Genomic DNA, 16,557 nt, shown 5'->3' with positions numbered 1-16,557 from the left:
AAAAGTTTTTCCTTAGTTTTTGTTGGTTAGCTTAAAGCTATAAATTAAAACACCTAAGGGGAAATTAGATGCTCATTGGATGCGACAAATATGTGAACAAATCTTTGAAAAAAAAAATGATTTAGTGGTTGAATATTCTATTTTTTTTTCGCATGTTTCCTTAATATTAACCAAGCCTTTAAATATATCATTTTTCATTTAATATATGAGACAAAATTCATTTTCTTTTAGAGTCCGTTATGGGGAAACCGACCAAATGGGCATAGTATATCATGGTAACTATGCACAATATTTGGAAATGGGCAGGGTAGAGTGGTTAAGGGCTTTGGGGGTTACTTATAAGAGCATGGAAGAAAATGGAATAATGCTACCGGTGATTTCTTTGCATATTGATTACAAAAAATCCGCTCTTTATGATGATTTGATTACAGTAGAGACAACGCTTAAAAAACAACCTTTGGTAAAGATTGAGTTCGACTATAAAATCTATAACGAAACTAAGGAACTATTGGCTGAAGCAAACACTGTTTTGGCTTTTATGGATAAGCACACGAACAGACCTTTGAAATGTCCGGATTACATTTTCGAAAAGATAAATTTCTAGTTTTTTTCTTGAATGGAAACACGTTGCATTTCGTCGAAAAGACGTTTGGTACGGTCAGCTTCACTCTTTCTTACTGAAATCAATATTGAGCAATCCAATTCCATTTTCTGTAATACGATAGAAATTCCTTTTTGTTTGATTACGCGCATTACTCTATCCATTTGTGGATAGTCAAAATGCAGCTCAAAAAGGGATTCAATAATTTTTTCTACAATAGTTGAATTTTCCAAGGCCATTTGGGCTGTTGCCCGGTAAGCTTGAATGAGACCTCCAACTCCCAGCTTTGTACCGCCAAAATAGCGGACAACAGCTACCAGAATATTGGTAACGCCAAAAGATTGGATTTGCCCATAAATGGGCATTCCTGCAGAATTGTTCGGTTCACCGTCATCATTGGCTCGGTAAGTATGTATGTTTTCACCCAATTGCCAGGCAAAGCAAACATGGTTTGCAGTGTGGTGCTTCTTTCGTAAAGTTTCAATAAACTGTTTGGCATCCATTTCGGATGCTATGGGAAAAGTGTACCCTAAGAACTTACTTTTTCTGTCCTTATATAAAATTTCGGAAGAAGCTTTTGCAATTGTTTTATAGGTATCATTGTTCTCCATCAGAATAGCGCTACCAAAACAATACTGATTACGGCCAAAGCAATACCTCCCCAATTTTTAAGGCTCATCCTCTCTTTGAATATGGTGATGCCGAGCAGGGTCGACAACATTACGATCGCTACATTATTTATAGTAAATATTGCCGAACTGCTGATGTGTTCATTCTGTAACGCACGTATCAAGAAAAAAATTGAAAAATAATTGGGAACACCCAATACTATGCCCCCAACAATATTTTTAAGATTCAATTTCAACGAAGTCTTGATAGCCTTGGCTCCAATGAAAATAAATCCGGTCAATGCCGCAAAACCGAATATCATCGAAGAAAATATGGCTACTTCCCGAGGTTGTAAATGATGTTCCTGAAAATATTTCATACTGATATCGATGATACCAGAACCTAAAAAGACCAAAAGTGGCAACAACAAGGCCTTTTTGGGGATGGTAACCGATTTTTCCTTCATTGAAGCAAAATATACAGCTACCAGTGCAAGTACAATTCCAACAACTTGTAGAAAGGATAGCGTTTCCTTATAAAGAAATACCCCGAATACCACTGGCATGATCAAAGACATTTTAGTTGCCACGGATGCTACGGAAACACCTGCTATTTGTGAAGTCTTCGCCATTAAATTAAAAATGAGAATAAAGAATACCCCTAGAGCCAATGTGCCAAAAAACCACGATTTACTTATAATCTCATTGAAATCTACCGTTCCTTCATACAAAACCAACCCTACTATGAAAGCAACCACATAATTGGTAATAATCGCATATAGTGTTTGTATTTTGTATACATCGAAAAGTTTGAAAATGACAAAGATCAAACTAGAGCAAAGGATACTTAGCGCAAGGTTTAACATTACAGTTTAGCTTTTAACTGGGTAATATCCTCTTGACCTACCTTAAGATTCCATGTTTTTATTCCCAAATGCGAAGCGGCATCAGTATTTTCTTTGGTATCGTCCACAAACAGGGTTTCTTCCGCTTTTAAATTGTTTTCTTTCAATACAAACTCAAAGATTTCCGTATCTGGTTTTCGCATTCCCATTTCATAAGAGAGGTAGAAAGCTTCAAAGGCATTCTTAAATCGATTGAAATTCTCAAGACCCATTTGTCTTTTCACAAACTCAATATGTATATCATTGGTATTGCTCAAAAGAAATAAACGATACTTTTCTTCTTTTGCAAGTGTTTCAATAAATTTCAATCTTTCATCTGGAAAATTTAATAAAATGGAGTTCCAAGCAGTAACCAAATCCAACTCGTTTGCCATTGGAAAATGGCCGGAAACTTTTTCTAAAAAGCTTCTGGAGCTCATATGGCCTTTTTCATAATTTTTGAACAATTCATCCAAATCCGGAGTTAGCTTTTTAAATCCAAAGCGTCCCATAAACCTTGCTGTTGCAGATTTATCCAAATCAATGAAAATATCACCAAAATCCAGAATTATGATTTTAATCATTTATAAAGGTTGATAAAGTATCTGACAAAACAGATGTTGTTCTTAAAAGACGGCCAGGGATAATGGGGGCTTTCGTTCCGCCTGCAAAGCTAATGTTCCCTTTAAAAATACGTGCTTCGTCCCATAAACCTTCATCGATAAAAGTTTGAATTGTTTTGGAGCCACCTTCAATAATTACACTTGTGATACTGTGTTTAATAAGCACAGCACATATCTGGCTTGCAATGGCTTCCGAGAAATCAATCAACTCATAGGAAATACTTTCTTTATATTTTGAAGCGTCATTGATCTCAGTGAAAATTATGGTTTTTACATTTCCATCAAACACATGGTAGTCTAAAGGGATTTTCAGATTCTTGTCCAAAACGATGCGTAAAGGATTTTTTCCGGTCCAATTTCGTACCGTTAACTTAGGATTATCGGCCAAGACCGTGGTCGTTCCAACTAAAATTGCCTGTTCTTCGCTACGCCATTTATGCACCAATTGTTTGGAATAGATATTGGAAATCCAAAAAGGTTTTGGCGATTTTTTTCGAAGTTTTTCTTCCGGAGCTATAAAGCCATCCCGTGTTTCGGCCCATTTTAGAATGATATATGGGCGCTTCTTTTCTTGAAAAGTCAAAAACCTTACATGGTGTTTTTTACATTCATTTTCCAGAATACCCACTTGGGTCTTGCACCCTGCTTCTTCTAATTTAGCTAGGCCTGCCCCTGCAACTTTATCGTGCGGGTCTTGCAGTCCTACAATTACTTCGGGAATACCGCACTTAATAATCAAATCGCTGCAAGGAGGTGTTTTTCCAAAATGGGAGCAGGGTTCAAGGGTTACATAAAGTGTGGCCTTGGATAGAAGTCTTTTATCCTTTACAGCATTAATGGCGTTTACCTCTGCATGAGCCCCTCCATAAGGACTTGTATAACCTTCCCCGATAATCTTGTTATTACATACAATCACACATCCTACCATAGGGTTCGGAGCTGTGGAACCAAGTCCTTTTTTCCCAAGTTCAATACACCGCAACATGTATTTTTCATGTATATTCACAGCGCAAAAATAGCATAATTAAAATGCAATATGAGCAACGCTAAAATCAGGAAAATTACACGTAGCGACAATGCCGAAGTGGCGCAGGTTGTCCGTGAAGTTTTATTGGAAATGGGCGTACCAAAGGTGGGAACGGCATACGCGGATAAGGCTTTGGATGATATGTATGCGGCTTACGATATGCCCAAGGCCACTTATTTTGTGATTGAAGATGAAGGAAAGATTATTGGTTGTGCGGGTATCGCCCAATTGGATAACTATGAGGGCAATATCTGCGAATTACAAAAAATGTATTTTTTGGAAGAGGCCAGAGGCAGGGGCTTGGGCTCAAAACTGATCGATATCTGTCTTGAAAAAGCAAGGGAATATGGCTTTGAACATTGCTATTTGGAAACAATGCCTTATATGAAAGCTGCCCAAAACCTTTACAAAAAGAATGGATTTGAATATATAGATGCCCCAATGGGAAATACAGGACATTACTCATGTCCCGTCTGGATGCTCAAAAAACTATAGCGTGCTTCTAAAAGAAATCAAGACTATTTTTCATCAAGAATTGGATGCTATCTATTCGGTTGAAGAGGTTGATGCTTTCTTTTATGAATTGATAGAGCATTATTTAAAACTGGAACGATTTATATTGGTCTTACAGCCTGATTTCATTTTGACTAAAGAAGAAGAGCAACCTCTTTTTAAAGCATTGGCAGCATTGAAGTTGGAAAAACCATTGCAGTATATTTTGGGAACTGCACATTTTATGGATTTGGAACTTCAAGTCAATGAGCACGTGTTGATTCCCAGACCAGAAACTGAGGAATTGGTGGAGTGGATTATTTCAAATTCTCAAGTCGAGCGTAGCCAAAACAATATTGAAAAGAATCATTCGGACACTGAGCGTAGCCGAAGTGTCATTTCAACTCCGCTCAATGACCCCTTTTTAGCTTCACTTAATGAACGTCCACTAAAAATCCTCGATATTGGCACGGGCAGCGGATGCATCGCCATTGCTTTGGCCAAAGACCTTCCAAACGCGCAAATCTATGCTCTGGATGTTTCTGAAAAGGCTTTGAAGCTTGCAAGAGAAAACGCAGAGCGGAATGGAGTAGCGGTTACATTTATAAAAGCGGATATTTTGAATTTTGAACCTGAACTTGAATTTGACCTCATCGTTTCCAATCCACCTTACGTAAGAGAATCGGAAAGAAAAAATATTAAGAAAAATGTTAAGGAATACGAACCTAACATAGCACTGTTCGTACCAGATGAGGATGCTTTATTATTTTATAGGGCTATCTTAAAGTTTACTGAAAATTATCTTTTCAAAACTGGAAAATTATATTTGGAAATCAACCAATATTTAGGAGAAGAAACCAAAGCACTTTTAAAAGCACATAATTTTTTGGAAATTGAACTGCGCAAAGATCTCTTTGGAAATGATAGAATGCTCAAAGGAATAAAATCATGAATACCCAACAGAAAATAGAATCCTTAAGAAAAGAACTTCGAGAACACAATTACAACTATTATGTTTTGGATCAACCTATCATTTCCGATTTTGATTTTGATCTAAAGTTGAAGGAACTCCAAGAATTGGAACAGGCCTATCCTGAATTTTATGATGCCACTTCCCCAACATTGCGGGTTGGTGGAATGGTTACCAAAAATTTTGAGACCGTTAGGCATGAACATCGCATGTATTCATTGGATAACTCGTATTCCAAGGAAGATTTGGAGGATTGGGAGAAACGAATTCAACGCATTTTAGGGGACGTAGAAGTAGCGTTCACTTGCGAATTGAAATACGATGGTGCGTCCATTAGTTTGACCTATGAAGAAGGAAATTTGGTAAGGGCGGTCACCCGAGGTGATGGTTTTCAAGGGGACGATGTTACTACGAACATCAAAACCATAAAATCGATTCCGCTTCAATTAAAAGGGGATTATCCACCAAAATTTGATATAAGGGGCGAGATTATCTTAACGCTGGAAGGTTTTGCCAAAATGAATCAAGAGCGATTGGCCAATGGCGAAGAGGCTTACATGAATCCTAGAAATACGGCTTCGGGCAGTTTAAAATTACAGGATAGCGCTCTAGTTGCACAACGGCCGTTGGAATGTTTGCTCTATAGTATCGCAGGTAGAATATTGAATATTTCTTCCCAGTTTGAAGTTTTGGAAAAGGCACGCGCATGGGGCTTTAAAGTCCCATCGGTGGCAAAGCTTTGCAAAACCACTGATGAAGTCATGCAGTTTGTCGACTACTGGGATACACATCGGCATGACCTGCCTTATGAAACTGATGGTGTGGTTATTAAAGTAAATAGCTTGCGACATCAAGAGGAATTGGGTTATACCGCCAAGGCTCCACGCTGGGCAATGGCCTACAAATTTAAGGCAGAACAGGTTTCAACCGTGTTAAATGAAATTACCTATCAAGTGGGCAGAACGGGAGCGATTACACCTGTTGCAAACTTAACACCGGTGTTATTGGCAGGTACCACGGTAAAAAGGGCTTCGTTGCACAATGCTGACCAAATGGCAAAACTGGACATAAGGGTAGGGGATACCGTTTTTGTGGAGAAAGGAGGTGAGATTATTCCAAAGATAATTGCAGTTGATTTTACAAAACGTCCTTCAGATTCAGTACCGACCAGCTACATTCAAAATTGTCCCGAATGTAGAACAGAACTGATTCGAAAAGAGGGTGAGGCACAACATTTTTGTCCAAATGATACAGGTTGTCCCCCTCAGATAACAGGTCGCATCCAACATTTTATTTCTAGAAAAGCTATGGATATTGAAGGTTTGGGAGGGGAAACCGTGGAATTGCTTTTTAAAGAGGATTTAATAGCCAGTTATGCAGATTTATATGTCTTGACCAAAGAACAGCTAATGCCATTGGAACGCATGGCAGAAAAATCCGCTGAAAATCTGGTGAATGGTGTTGCAGCTTCCAAGAACATTCCATTTGAACGGGTTTTGTTCGGTTTGGGCATACGTTACGTAGGAGAAACCGTGGCAAAAAAACTGGCAAAGGCTTATAAGAATATTGATTCCTTAATGGCTGCCACTATTGAAGAATTAATAGCGGTGGATGAAATTGGTGAACGTATAGCAGAGAGTGTGGTCCAATTTTTTGTTGAACCTGAAAACGTGGAAATCATCCAAAGACTTAAATCTTATGGATTGCAATTCTCCTTGTCCGAAGAACAGTTGGAAAATCAATCCGAAAAACTAAAAGGACAAACTTTTGTGGTATCCGGTGTTTTTGAAACAATCGGTAGAACCGAACTAAAAAAAATTATTGAGGATAATGGGGGCAAAGTGGCTTCTTCCATTTCATCCAAAACCTCGTTTTTGGTGGCCGGCGACAACATGGGGCCAAGCAAAAAATCCAAAGCCGAGAATTTGGGAGTGCCGATTATTACAGAGCAGGAATTTTTGGAAAAATTGAATGGATGATATGAGCTATGGGTTCAAATTGTTTCCTTGTCAGTTCCTCGTGACAAGGATGATTTTTTTTGTAGTGTTAACACGGCCTAATTTAAAATATTTACAAAAATCAGCTCAGCTGTAATTCTCCGTCATCATCGATTTTATACTCATAATAGAACCATTTCTTTTTATCGGAATTTTCCTCGAACTTAAATGCAGTGATCAAACGTTCGCCATCGGTTTTTAGATAGACTGCGCCGTATACATCAACATTGGTCCTCCCCAAATGCGAAATATTTTCCTTTACTGAATTAATAAAATCTTCGGACGGTTCTTCTGTATCGACCAACTCATCGATTTGTTTTTTCAATTGTTCCACTTTCTTCGCATCCTCGAATTCCCTGGTGGACCGTTGTAATTCTGTAGATAAGATTACGGGCGACTTTCCCCTTCCAAATTTTCCCAACCTTCCCAAAAGATCTGGTCTTGGATGTACATGGCCTTCCTCATCGCCCGAAGAAATTACAAAACATGCAGGATTGACCACTTTCATAAATTCATCCGTAACCTTATCCGACCCGTGGTGGCAAACCTTCATGATTTCCGATCTGAACCATTCAGCGCCTTTATTTAGCATGACTTGATAGTTCGGATTGGCTTTTCCGGGAAAGGATTCCAGTTGTGCATAATGTTGAAGTAAATATTTTTCAGCAGGAACATTTAAATCGCCTCCAAAAAGTACCTTGTATTTTCCATAATACAACTTCAAAATTATGGAATGTCCATTTTTGGTCTTTCCATAGTTACTGCTTATTCGTTTTAATCGGGGTTTATTATTGTCGTCATATTCCACAACAGGTCCTAAAACTTCAATAGTATAAGATGCGCTTGGCTCTGGTTGAAAATTGGGCATATACGCTTTCCCATTTTTATGAACGCTATGCTCGGCATCTATGGAGAGCATTCTAAAATCCTTGATTTTGGGATTGTTCAGTGCATTGAACATTACAGGAGGAAACTTTTTTCGCCCAAATGCTGAATCATCTGAAAAGTGTGTTTCAATATCAGCTTTATTTGTGGCTAAATTTTCGATATAAAAATCTCCTGTCACTGGGTCTTCCATAATGCCTCCCAATTTTTCAAAAGTTCCAGAGACCGGTCGCTCTACCAGACCGTTTTGATATATCGTCTTGAATCCAATCTTGTGATCTGCGAAAATGTCCTTAAACCCCAAGTAATGGTCTTGATCGGGGTGTGTGATTACAGCAGCTTCAAAATTGAAGCCTCTGTATGCTTTAAAACGTCCATTTAAAAATGTCGCCATGTTTCCGCCTTCGCCTGCATCGATCACTATTATTTTTTCGTTTTGGTCATCCTCTGGAGTTATAAGAACAGCACCGTCCCCTTGACCTACGTCCAAAAAAATAATTTCCAACGGTCTGGTGTCCGTTGTATGCTCATTTTTAATGTAATAAATCTCTCGCTTTGTTTTTGGCGCCCATACTATCGCAGTCCATCCTGCACCTATTTTGTTGTAATCGTGGCCTTCATCGACCATAAGCCAATCGCCCCAGAGCACTTGTTTGGCTCTTTTTGGTTTTTGTTCGGCCTCGTCATAAGTATAGAGATAAACTGCTTTGCCTTTGGCATCTAAATCAACGTACTTGTGTTTCATGATTTTTTGTTTAAAATAATTTTATAACTATACCAATAGCCAAACCAAGACTGTGTCATTAATGCCGGGGAAGGCTCATGGTTGAAATGGATTTTATAAAAAGGGGGAAGTAGTGTAAATATATGTAAATTCTTACATTTATATATAATGTTAATGTAAAGATTAGTTTTTGTTGACAGTCAGATAATTGGATGGTTGGACTGTTGAATTTTTGGAATATGGGAATCAGGAGCCAGGATTTTGAGGTTAAGGATCGAGGATCAGGAATCGCCCATCGAGAATTTCCCGGTTCGTACCTCTAACCTCGGTCTTTAGTCTTCGGTCTCCTGTCCATAGTCTTTGGTCCCTCGCCTATCCTCTTTAGTTCTTGGTTCTTGGTTCAAGTTCCGGAACTTTCGGTTCCCTATCATCAGTCAACCGTCTCCTGTCTTGACCTGTTTCATCTTCTCGTGTGTCTAAATTTGTATTTTGTCCTTAATTCGTACCGTTTCATCCATCAATCAACTCAAACCTGCTATCCGTCAATTGATGTGCCATACCCATAAATTGATTATATATTCTTTGTGAATCAATCCCCAACTTGCATCAAAGTAAAAATAAATAAAAATGAAACTACAGAACATATTTTTAGTGGCCCTTTTCGCTTTGATCCTATTTTCATGCGGCAAGGACGACGGCCCAACGGCTACCAACGGTGCACCAACTATTAGCGCACAGGCCTTTACCGCATCCGAGGGTATATCCGATACCCAGGCCATAGGCACCGTGAAGGCGGCCGACCCCGACGGGGATGCCCTGGTCTTCGCGATCGTTACCAACAGCGGCGACCTGTTCGAGATAGCCGCCACAACAGGCTCCCTGAGCCTTAAGGAGGGCAAGGGCCTTGACTTCAACACGGCGGCCTCGCACGTGATCACCGTGGGGGTCAGCGACGGAGAGGACGATGCCGCCGCCCAGATCACCATAAACGTCACCAACGTCAACGCGGCCGCCCCCGTCATGGAGGACCAAGTGGTCAGCGTGGATGAGGACGTGGACGACGCCACGGTAATCTATGCCGTAGTGGCATCCGATGCCGACGGCGACGAGCTCACGTTCGCCATCGTGGAGAACGACAGCGACCTATTTGAGATCACCGAAGCTGGAGAGATCAGCCTTGCCAGTGGAAAGGGCCTCGATTTTGAGACCGCCGATAAGCACACCATCACCGTGAGCGTCACGGATGGGGTGGAAACGGTGGAAGCGAGTGTGGACATCAACGTGGAGAACGTGGCCGATACACTGGCCGAGGACCCCGCTTCCTTTGTGACCACATGGAAGACAGATGCCGATGGCGGGAGTATTGGCTTTGGGTTGAGTGGAGAAGCCAACCTGCTAAATAACGATTATGACTTTACCGTGGACTGGGGCGATGGAACCGTTGAGAACATTGCAATACTACGTGAAGACATAACTATTTTAACGGACATAGCGCACGAATATGAAACTGCTGGAACTTATACTGTAGCAATACAAGGCGTTTTTCCCAGTATGCATATGAGTAATAATACGGTAACAAAAGAAAAGCTGCTAAGTATTGAGCAATGGGGAACGATCAAATGGGAATCTTTTAACAGAGCTTTCTTAGGTTGTTCAAACATGGTCCATAACGCTACGGATGCCCCAGACCTTACAATGGTGACTGATTTAGGGTTTATGTTTAGCGGAGCAAGTTCTTTCAACGGCGATCTTAGTAATTGGAACGTGGAAAATATCACGAGTATGCTCCAAATGTTCGAATCTGCCTTATCCTTTAATGGGGATATAAGCGAATGGGACACAGGGAATACGAAAACTATGAATTCTATGTTTAAAAATGCCGATTCTTTTAATCAGAATCTGGGTGGCTGGAATATCACCAACGTGATTAATATGCAAGATATGCTTAGTTTTTCCGGACTTGACACTGTAAATTATAATAGTACTTTGATAGGTTGGAACGAGCAAAGCGATACACCGTCCAATATTTCACTTGGGGCATCTGGTTTAGGCTATTGTGGTCCAGGTGCCGCTGCAAGGGATTCGCTAGAGCAAAATCATAATTGGATCATTAGTGATTCAGGGGAGGTTCCCTGTCCATAATATATCTTAAGAATAAATCCTGTATTTATACCGCTCTTTGGCAATTTTGCTAAGGGGCGGTTTTTTATTTTGATGGTTGGACTGTTGGATTTTTAGAATATGGAAATAAGGAATCGGGAGCCAGGATTTTGAGGTTAAGGACCGAGGATCAGGAATCGCCCATCGAGAAATTCCCAGTTTGTAACTCTAACTTCGTATTTTGTTCGGTCTCCTGTCCATAGTCTTTGGTCCCTCGCCTATCCTCTTTAGTTCTTGGTTCCTGGTTCAAGTTCCGGAACTTTCGGTCCCCTATCATCAGTCAACCGTCTCCTGTCTTGACCTGTTTCACCTTCTCGTATATCTAAGATTTGTATTTTGTCCTTAATTCGTTCCCTTTCATTCAATAATCAACTCAAACCTGCTATCCGTCAATTGATGTGCCATACCCATAAATTGATCATATATTCTTTGTGAATCAATCCCCAACTTGCATCAAAGTAAAAATAAATAAAATGAAACTACAGAACATATTTTTAGTGGCCCTTTTCGCTTTGATCCTATTTTCATGCGGCAAGGACGACGGCCCAACGGCTACCAACGGTGCACCAACGATTAGCGCACAGGCCTTTACCGCATCCGAGGGTATATCCGATACCCAGGCCATAGGCACCGTAAAGGCGGCCGACCCCGACGGGGATGCCCTGGTCTTCGCAATCGTTACCAACAGCGGCGACCTGTTCGAGATAGCCGCCACAACAGGCTCCCTGAGCCTTAAGGAGGACAAGGGCCTTGATTTCAACACGGCTGCCTCGCACGTGATCACCGTGGGGGTCAGCGACGGAGAGGACGATGCCGCCGCCCAGATCACCATAAACGTCACCAATGTCAACGCGGCCGCCCCCGTCATGGAGGACCAAGTGGTCAGCGTGGATGAGGACGTGGACGACGCCACGGTAATCTATGCCGTAGTGGCATCCGATGCCGACGGCGACGAGCTCACGTTCGCCATCGTGGAGAACGACAGCGACCTATTTGAGATCACCGAAGCTGGAGAGATCAGCCTTGCCAGTGGAAAGGGCCTCGATTTTGAGACCGCCGATAAGCACACCATCACCGTGAGCGTCACGGATGGGGTGGAAACGGTGGAAGCGAGTGTGGACATCAACGTGGAGAACGTGGCCGATACACTGGCCGAGGACCCCGTTTCCTTTGTGACCACATGGCAGACAGATGCCGATGAACAAATAATTTATATTGGATTGGATCCTGACCTAGTATATGATTTTATAATTGATTGGGGAGATGGCACTTTAGAAGAGATAGATGAAAACGTTGTCTTGAACAATCACAACCTAAGCCATACCTATAGCGTGGTGGGTACCTATAAAGTTATTATAGCTGGGACTTTTCCAGCTATGCGAACGAATATAAGTTATAATACTGGACCTGCCTTGGAAAACGTGGATAAATTGGTAAGCCTAGACCAATGGGGTGACATGCAATGGCAAAGGATGGATGTAATGTTCGCCTCGTGTATAAATATGGTTTACGATGCAATAGATGTGCCTGATTTATCTCAAGTTGAAACCATGAATTCCATGTTTTGGGACTGTGAATCTTTGGGTAGTCCCAACTTGACCAATTGGGATGTTAGCAATGTAACGGAAATGACATCTTTGTTCAGTAACGCTACTTCCTTTAACGGGGATGTAAGTAACTGGAATGTGAGCAGTGTTACTAACATGAGTCATATGTTCAAACAAACCCAATTTAACGGGGATATCAGTGAATGGGATGTTAGTAATGTAGAAGATATGTTAGCTATGTTCACGGGAAATAGTTCATTCACTGGTGATTTGAGCAATTGGAATACTTCAAAGGTCAAAGAGATGACAGCAATGTTCAAAGATGCTACTTCTTTTAATTCTGATATAAGCAATTGGAACACTGAGAATGTTACAATTATGAAATGGATGTTTGACAATGCTTCCGCATTTAACCAAGACCTTGGAGGTTGGAATATTGGAAACATCGGTGATATGGAATTTATGTTTAACAACAGCGGGATGTCCCCAGGAAACATGAACAATACCTTAATCGGTTGGGCCAATTATGTGGAGCTCAACGAAGGCCCAGTTGGTGTGACCTGTGGCATGGCCGGTGTCACGTTTTGTGGAATGGGAGGAGAAGCAGCGGCCATGATACTTATAAATGATAATGGTTGGCAACTGCCCGGTTTTATTTTTGAAATGGAGTGTCCGTAAAAATTCATAGTTCAAACTTTATAAAAACCACTCTTAAAAAGATATTTTTTTGAGTGGTTTTTATCTAGGAATGGTCCAGATGATAGGGTTAACTGCTGAATGAAAAACAGTTTTTAGACTTCACAAACCCTAAACTAAACCTTGATGCTTACACCTTGTGCAGCAGTATTTTGTTCAGCATCAAAATAAAAATCGATTCTACCGACATTAATGCCATAGGCCCCGACTTGATTTATCAGTACGGATTTTCCATTTTTATTGGTACGAATATCGGGCTTGTCCAAAAAAGTATGGGTGTGGCCACCAATGATTAAATCAGTACTGTAGGTACGTTGTGCCAGCTGCATATCTGAAGGTCGTTCCGGTTTCTCGTAGTCATATCCCAAATGGGAAAGGCAAATCACAAGATCGCATTTTTCCTCTTCTTTGAGCAAGCGCTCCATGTCCAGAGCAATCTCAAAAGGGTTTAAATATTTGGTCTCTTTATATAGCCGTTTGGTTACCAGACCGTCAAGTTGAATCCCAATTCCATAAACTCCAATTTTAATTCCGTCAACCATATAGATTTTATAGGGTTTTACAAAACCTTCCATCGCCGTATTTGTAAAATTGTAATTGGCAGATAGTAAATCAAATTTGGCATGTGGCACCTGTGCCAATAGCCCATCGACTCCATTATCAAAATCATGATTGCCGATGGTTGCTGCGTCATAGTTTAATTTGCTCATCAGTTTAAACTCCAGTTCCCCACCATAAAAATTAAAGTACGGGGTTCCTTGAAAAATGTCCCCAGCATCAAAAAGCAGGGTATTCGGGTTTTCATTACGAATGTTTTCGACCAAAGATGCCCTTCGTGCTATACCACCGAGATTGGCATATCGAGAATGCGAATTGGGAAAAGGATCAATATGGCTATGTACATCATTGGTGTGCAGAACAGTGATATGTTTGCCTCCCAAGCCTGAACATGATTGCAATCCCAGACCGCCCAACCCAACATATGTTGATGTTGCTATAGTGTTCGTTAAAAAGTCTCTACGTTTCATTCAATCCAATTGTATAAATCTATCGTCAACAGATGTACGCAATGTGTCCACTTTTTTAAAATGGTCAATAATGGCGTTTCTTAAAAGATAATCTGTGCTTATTACCGAATCCACATTCTTAAAAAAACCTACTTCAGCACCACCTTGTACAAGATAATCCGAGGTTGCTATATAATAGCTTCGGCTTTCGTCAAATGGGCTTCCATCAATGTTTACAGAATCCAGAGCTCCTTTTTTATCCAAAATAATCTGTATCCCTGCAATAGGATGCTCACGTTTGGCCATAACCAAAAAATTAATCAATTCCCTTACCAAAGTTCCATTGAGTCTTACTATTGAAATATAGTTTTCAAAGGGCATTACTTCGTAGGCATTCCTAGCGGTAACATTGCCAGAAGAAATTATTGAGCGCAGACCACCACGATTCAAGACCACAAAATCAAGTTTTTCACCTGTTCGGGATTTAAAAACCGGAGCTGTCTCCTCCAATACAATATCAGCAATTAAATTTCCAAGAGACGTATTGCGTTTTCCATCATCAAGTAGAAGAGAGGTAGGTGCGTAGGCCAAAGAACTGTCAAGAACCTGATTTATGCGATTTCTATAGGGTTCGACATAGGAATTTATAGAATCGACCTCGTATAGAGCTGTATCTATCTTTAATTGCACTCCGTGGATTTCAGAAAGCTGCTCTTTTGTATTATTGCAGGATGTCAAAAAACAAAATGTTATGATTATAACAAATTGTTTAAATTTTAAATAGGTCACTAAGTTATCTTTGTTAAGTTGTCTTGGTATAATAATTACCTTTGTAAAAATGCATAAAAAATATGTTTTTAAAAGGCCTCCAAGATAAATTTAAGGTTAAATCAAGTCTTAAATATTTACAAGAGGAGATGGAAAAGCCATCTTTGGCAGTAAATAGGGAAAAAGGGATTACAAGGGTCGCTTGCATAGTCGATGTTGATAATTTTGAGAATGCCGAATTGTTTTACGAGCTCATCGAAGATTATTCATTAAGACCCAATGCTATAAAAATTATTGGTTACAAGAGAGAATGTGACAATAATTCTCCGTATGCCATTCAGATGTATTCTGATAAGGATCTAGGGAGAAAAGGTGCTATTGAAAATGGATACGTTCTTGAATTTTTGGGTAGGGAATATGATTTATTGATCAATTATTATCAAGAAGACAATCTTATGTTGAAACTATTGTCCATAAAAACCCCTGCGCGGCTTAAAGTAGGTTTCAACACGCTAGACCCAAAGCTTAATGATATTATTTTCAGTACGCCCTTAAAGGACTTTAAGCTATTTAAAAAAGAGTTGAAAAAATATTTGACCGTCTTAAAAGAAATATGATGGAAAATTTGATGGGTACGGGAGTTGCATTGGTAACTCCTTTCAAAAATGATTTATCTGTTGATGTAGATGCGCTGAGGCGTATTGTAGAGCATTGCATCAACGGCAATGTAAATTACCTTGCTGCCTTGGGGACCACTGCAGAATCCGCCACCCTTTCAAAAAATGAAAAGCAGGTGGTGATGGATGTTGTTACTGGGACCAATGCAGGAAGATTGCCCTTGGTTTTGGGTGTAGGCGGCAACAATACTGCTGCTGTTATTGAAGAATTAAGGACGTTGGACTTATCTAAGTTTGAAGCAATATTATCCGTTTCACCATACTATAGCAAACCAACGCAGGAAGGAATCTACCAACATTTTAAAGCTATTGCGGAAGCTTCGCCAAAACCCATTATCATGTATAATGTGCCCTCTCGGACGGGAAGCAATATGTTGCCCGAGACTACACTAAAACTGGCCCGAGAGTTACAAAATATCGTCGCAATCAAAGAAGCCTGTGGGGATATGCTACAGATCAACCAGATTATAAAAGGAGCACCAGAAGACTTTTTAGTGATTTCAGGGGATGACTTTACTGCGCTGCCAACGGTACTTGCGGGTGGAGCAGGTGTGATTTCTGTATTGGGGCAGGGGTTGCCCAACGAATTTGCAAGAATGATCAACCTGGGTAGCTTTGGAAGTTCTGAGGAAGCCTACGAAATACACCACCAGCTATTGCCCTTGATGCAAGCGATTTTTGAAGAAGGAAATCCTGCAGGAATAAAATCCATATTCGAGTATATAGGACTCGGTAACGCCTCTGTTCGGCTCCCTTTGGTAGAAGCAAGTGCAATGCTCAAAAGCAAAATTGGAAAGCATATTAAAGTTTTTAATGGGGTGCATGCATAATATCGTTCGTTAAATGTTAGCCAAAAACATGGCAAATGATTGGAAGGCGTTTATTTTTGGT

The 16,557-nt window shown here is 40.4% G+C and carries 15 protein-coding genes; 8 read left to right on the top strand and 7 right to left on the bottom strand.

The window, feature by feature from the left end:
- Positions 1–205: 205 nt before the first annotated feature.
- On the top strand, positions 206–604 hold the full coding sequence (locus tag HME9304_RS16795) for an acyl-CoA thioesterase (protein WP_112379673.1): 399 nt from the start codon (positions 206–208) through the stop codon (positions 602–604).
- Here the strand turns inward: HME9304_RS16795 and HME9304_RS16790 are convergent.
- Genes HME9304_RS16790 through ribD form a run of 4 tightly spaced genes read right to left on the bottom strand, consistent with a single transcriptional unit; the run spans position 601 to position 3,722 of the window.
- Positions 601–1,212, bottom strand: a complete 612-nt coding sequence (locus tag HME9304_RS16790; RefSeq protein WP_112379672.1) for an IMPACT family protein — start codon at positions 1,210–1,212, stop codon at positions 601–603. The genes HME9304_RS16795 and HME9304_RS16790 overlap by 4 nt on opposite strands.
- Positions 1,212–2,075 (bottom strand): EamA family transporter, encoded by an 864-nt coding sequence (locus tag HME9304_RS16785; RefSeq protein ID WP_112379671.1) that lies wholly within the window; start codon positions 2,073–2,075, stop codon positions 1,212–1,214. Before HME9304_RS16785 ends, HME9304_RS16790 begins: the two co-directional genes overlap by 1 nt.
- Positions 2,075–2,677 carry an HAD family hydrolase gene (locus tag HME9304_RS16780; RefSeq protein ID WP_112379670.1) on the bottom strand — a complete coding sequence of 201 codons (603 nt, stop codon included), beginning with the start codon at positions 2,675–2,677 and terminating at the stop codon, positions 2,075–2,077. The genes HME9304_RS16785 and HME9304_RS16780 overlap by 1 nt, the downstream gene beginning before the upstream one ends.
- Positions 2,670–3,722: a bifunctional diaminohydroxyphosphoribosylaminopyrimidine deaminase/5-amino-6-(5-phosphoribosylamino)uracil reductase RibD gene (ribD, locus tag HME9304_RS16775; RefSeq protein ID WP_112379669.1), complete on the bottom strand. Its 1,053-nt coding sequence runs from the start codon at positions 3,720–3,722 to the stop codon at positions 2,670–2,672. Before ribD ends, HME9304_RS16780 begins: the two co-directional genes overlap by 8 nt.
- 30 nt (positions 3,723–3,752) lie before the next feature.
- On the opposite strand from ribD, the gene HME9304_RS16770 reads away from it, so the two are divergent.
- From HME9304_RS16770 to ligA, 3 genes are read left to right on the top strand one after another with little or no spacing between them, the layout of a single operon-like run.
- Positions 3,753–4,238, top strand: a complete 486-nt coding sequence (locus HME9304_RS16770; RefSeq protein ID WP_112379668.1) for a GNAT family N-acetyltransferase — start codon at positions 3,753–3,755, stop codon at positions 4,236–4,238.
- A gap of 1 nt (position 4,239) precedes the next feature.
- Positions 4,240–5,187, top strand: a complete 948-nt coding sequence (gene prmC, locus HME9304_RS16765; RefSeq protein WP_112379667.1) for a peptide chain release factor N(5)-glutamine methyltransferase — start codon at positions 4,240–4,242, stop codon at positions 5,185–5,187.
- Positions 5,184–7,184, top strand: coding sequence for an NAD-dependent DNA ligase LigA (ligA, locus tag HME9304_RS16760; protein ID WP_112379666.1), 2,001 nt, complete (start codon positions 5,184–5,186; stop codon positions 7,182–7,184). The genes prmC and ligA overlap by 4 nt, the downstream gene beginning before the upstream one ends.
- A gap of 100 nt (positions 7,185–7,284) precedes the next feature.
- Here the strand turns inward: ligA and HME9304_RS16755 are convergent, their stop codons facing one another.
- Entirely contained in the window at positions 7,285–8,832 is a 1,548-nt protein-coding gene (locus HME9304_RS16755; RefSeq protein ID WP_112379665.1) for a ComEC/Rec2 family competence protein, read from the bottom strand.
- A 606-nt stretch (positions 8,833–9,438) separates the two neighbouring features.
- Between HME9304_RS16755 and HME9304_RS16750 the strand changes: the two genes are divergently transcribed.
- Both HME9304_RS16750 and HME9304_RS16745 read left to right on the top strand, forming a co-directional pair.
- The gene (locus tag HME9304_RS16750; protein ID WP_112379664.1) at positions 9,439–10,953 is read left to right on the top strand and encodes a BspA family leucine-rich repeat surface protein; all 1,515 of its coding nucleotides are present in this window, start codon (positions 9,439–9,441) and stop codon (positions 10,951–10,953) included.
- 491 nt (positions 10,954–11,444) lie between these two features.
- Positions 11,445–13,196 carry a BspA family leucine-rich repeat surface protein gene (locus tag HME9304_RS16745; RefSeq protein WP_112379663.1) on the top strand — a complete coding sequence of 584 codons (1,752 nt, stop codon included), beginning with the start codon at positions 11,445–11,447 and terminating at the stop codon, positions 13,194–13,196.
- A gap of 134 nt (positions 13,197–13,330) precedes the next feature.
- Here the strand turns inward: HME9304_RS16745 and HME9304_RS16740 are convergent, their stop codons facing one another.
- A complete protein-coding gene (locus HME9304_RS16740; protein WP_112379662.1) occupies positions 13,331–14,242 on the bottom strand; it encodes a bifunctional metallophosphatase/5'-nucleotidase in 912 nt (303 codons plus the stop codon).
- Positions 14,243–14,959, bottom strand: a complete 717-nt coding sequence (locus HME9304_RS16735; RefSeq protein WP_239023339.1) for a 5'-nucleotidase C-terminal domain-containing protein — start codon at positions 14,957–14,959, stop codon at positions 14,243–14,245. It lies immediately after the preceding gene.
- 113 nt (positions 14,960–15,072) lie between these two features.
- Here HME9304_RS16735 and HME9304_RS16730 point away from each other — a divergent pair, with 113 nt between their 5' ends.
- Positions 15,073–15,606: a DUF6913 domain-containing protein gene (locus tag HME9304_RS16730; protein ID WP_112379660.1), complete on the top strand. Its 534-nt coding sequence runs from the start codon at positions 15,073–15,075 to the stop codon at positions 15,604–15,606.
- Positions 15,606–16,496: a 4-hydroxy-tetrahydrodipicolinate synthase gene (dapA, locus tag HME9304_RS16725; protein ID WP_112379890.1), complete on the top strand. Its 891-nt coding sequence runs from the start codon at positions 15,606–15,608 to the stop codon at positions 16,494–16,496. The genes HME9304_RS16730 and dapA overlap by 1 nt, the downstream gene beginning before the upstream one ends.
- Positions 16,497–16,557: the final 61 nt, after the last annotated feature.

This window comes from Flagellimonas maritima, assembly GCF_003269425.1.
GTDB lineage: Bacteria > Bacteroidota > Bacteroidia > Flavobacteriales > Flavobacteriaceae > Flagellimonas > Flagellimonas maritima.
This window is presented reverse-complemented; position numbering and strand designations above follow the sequence as displayed.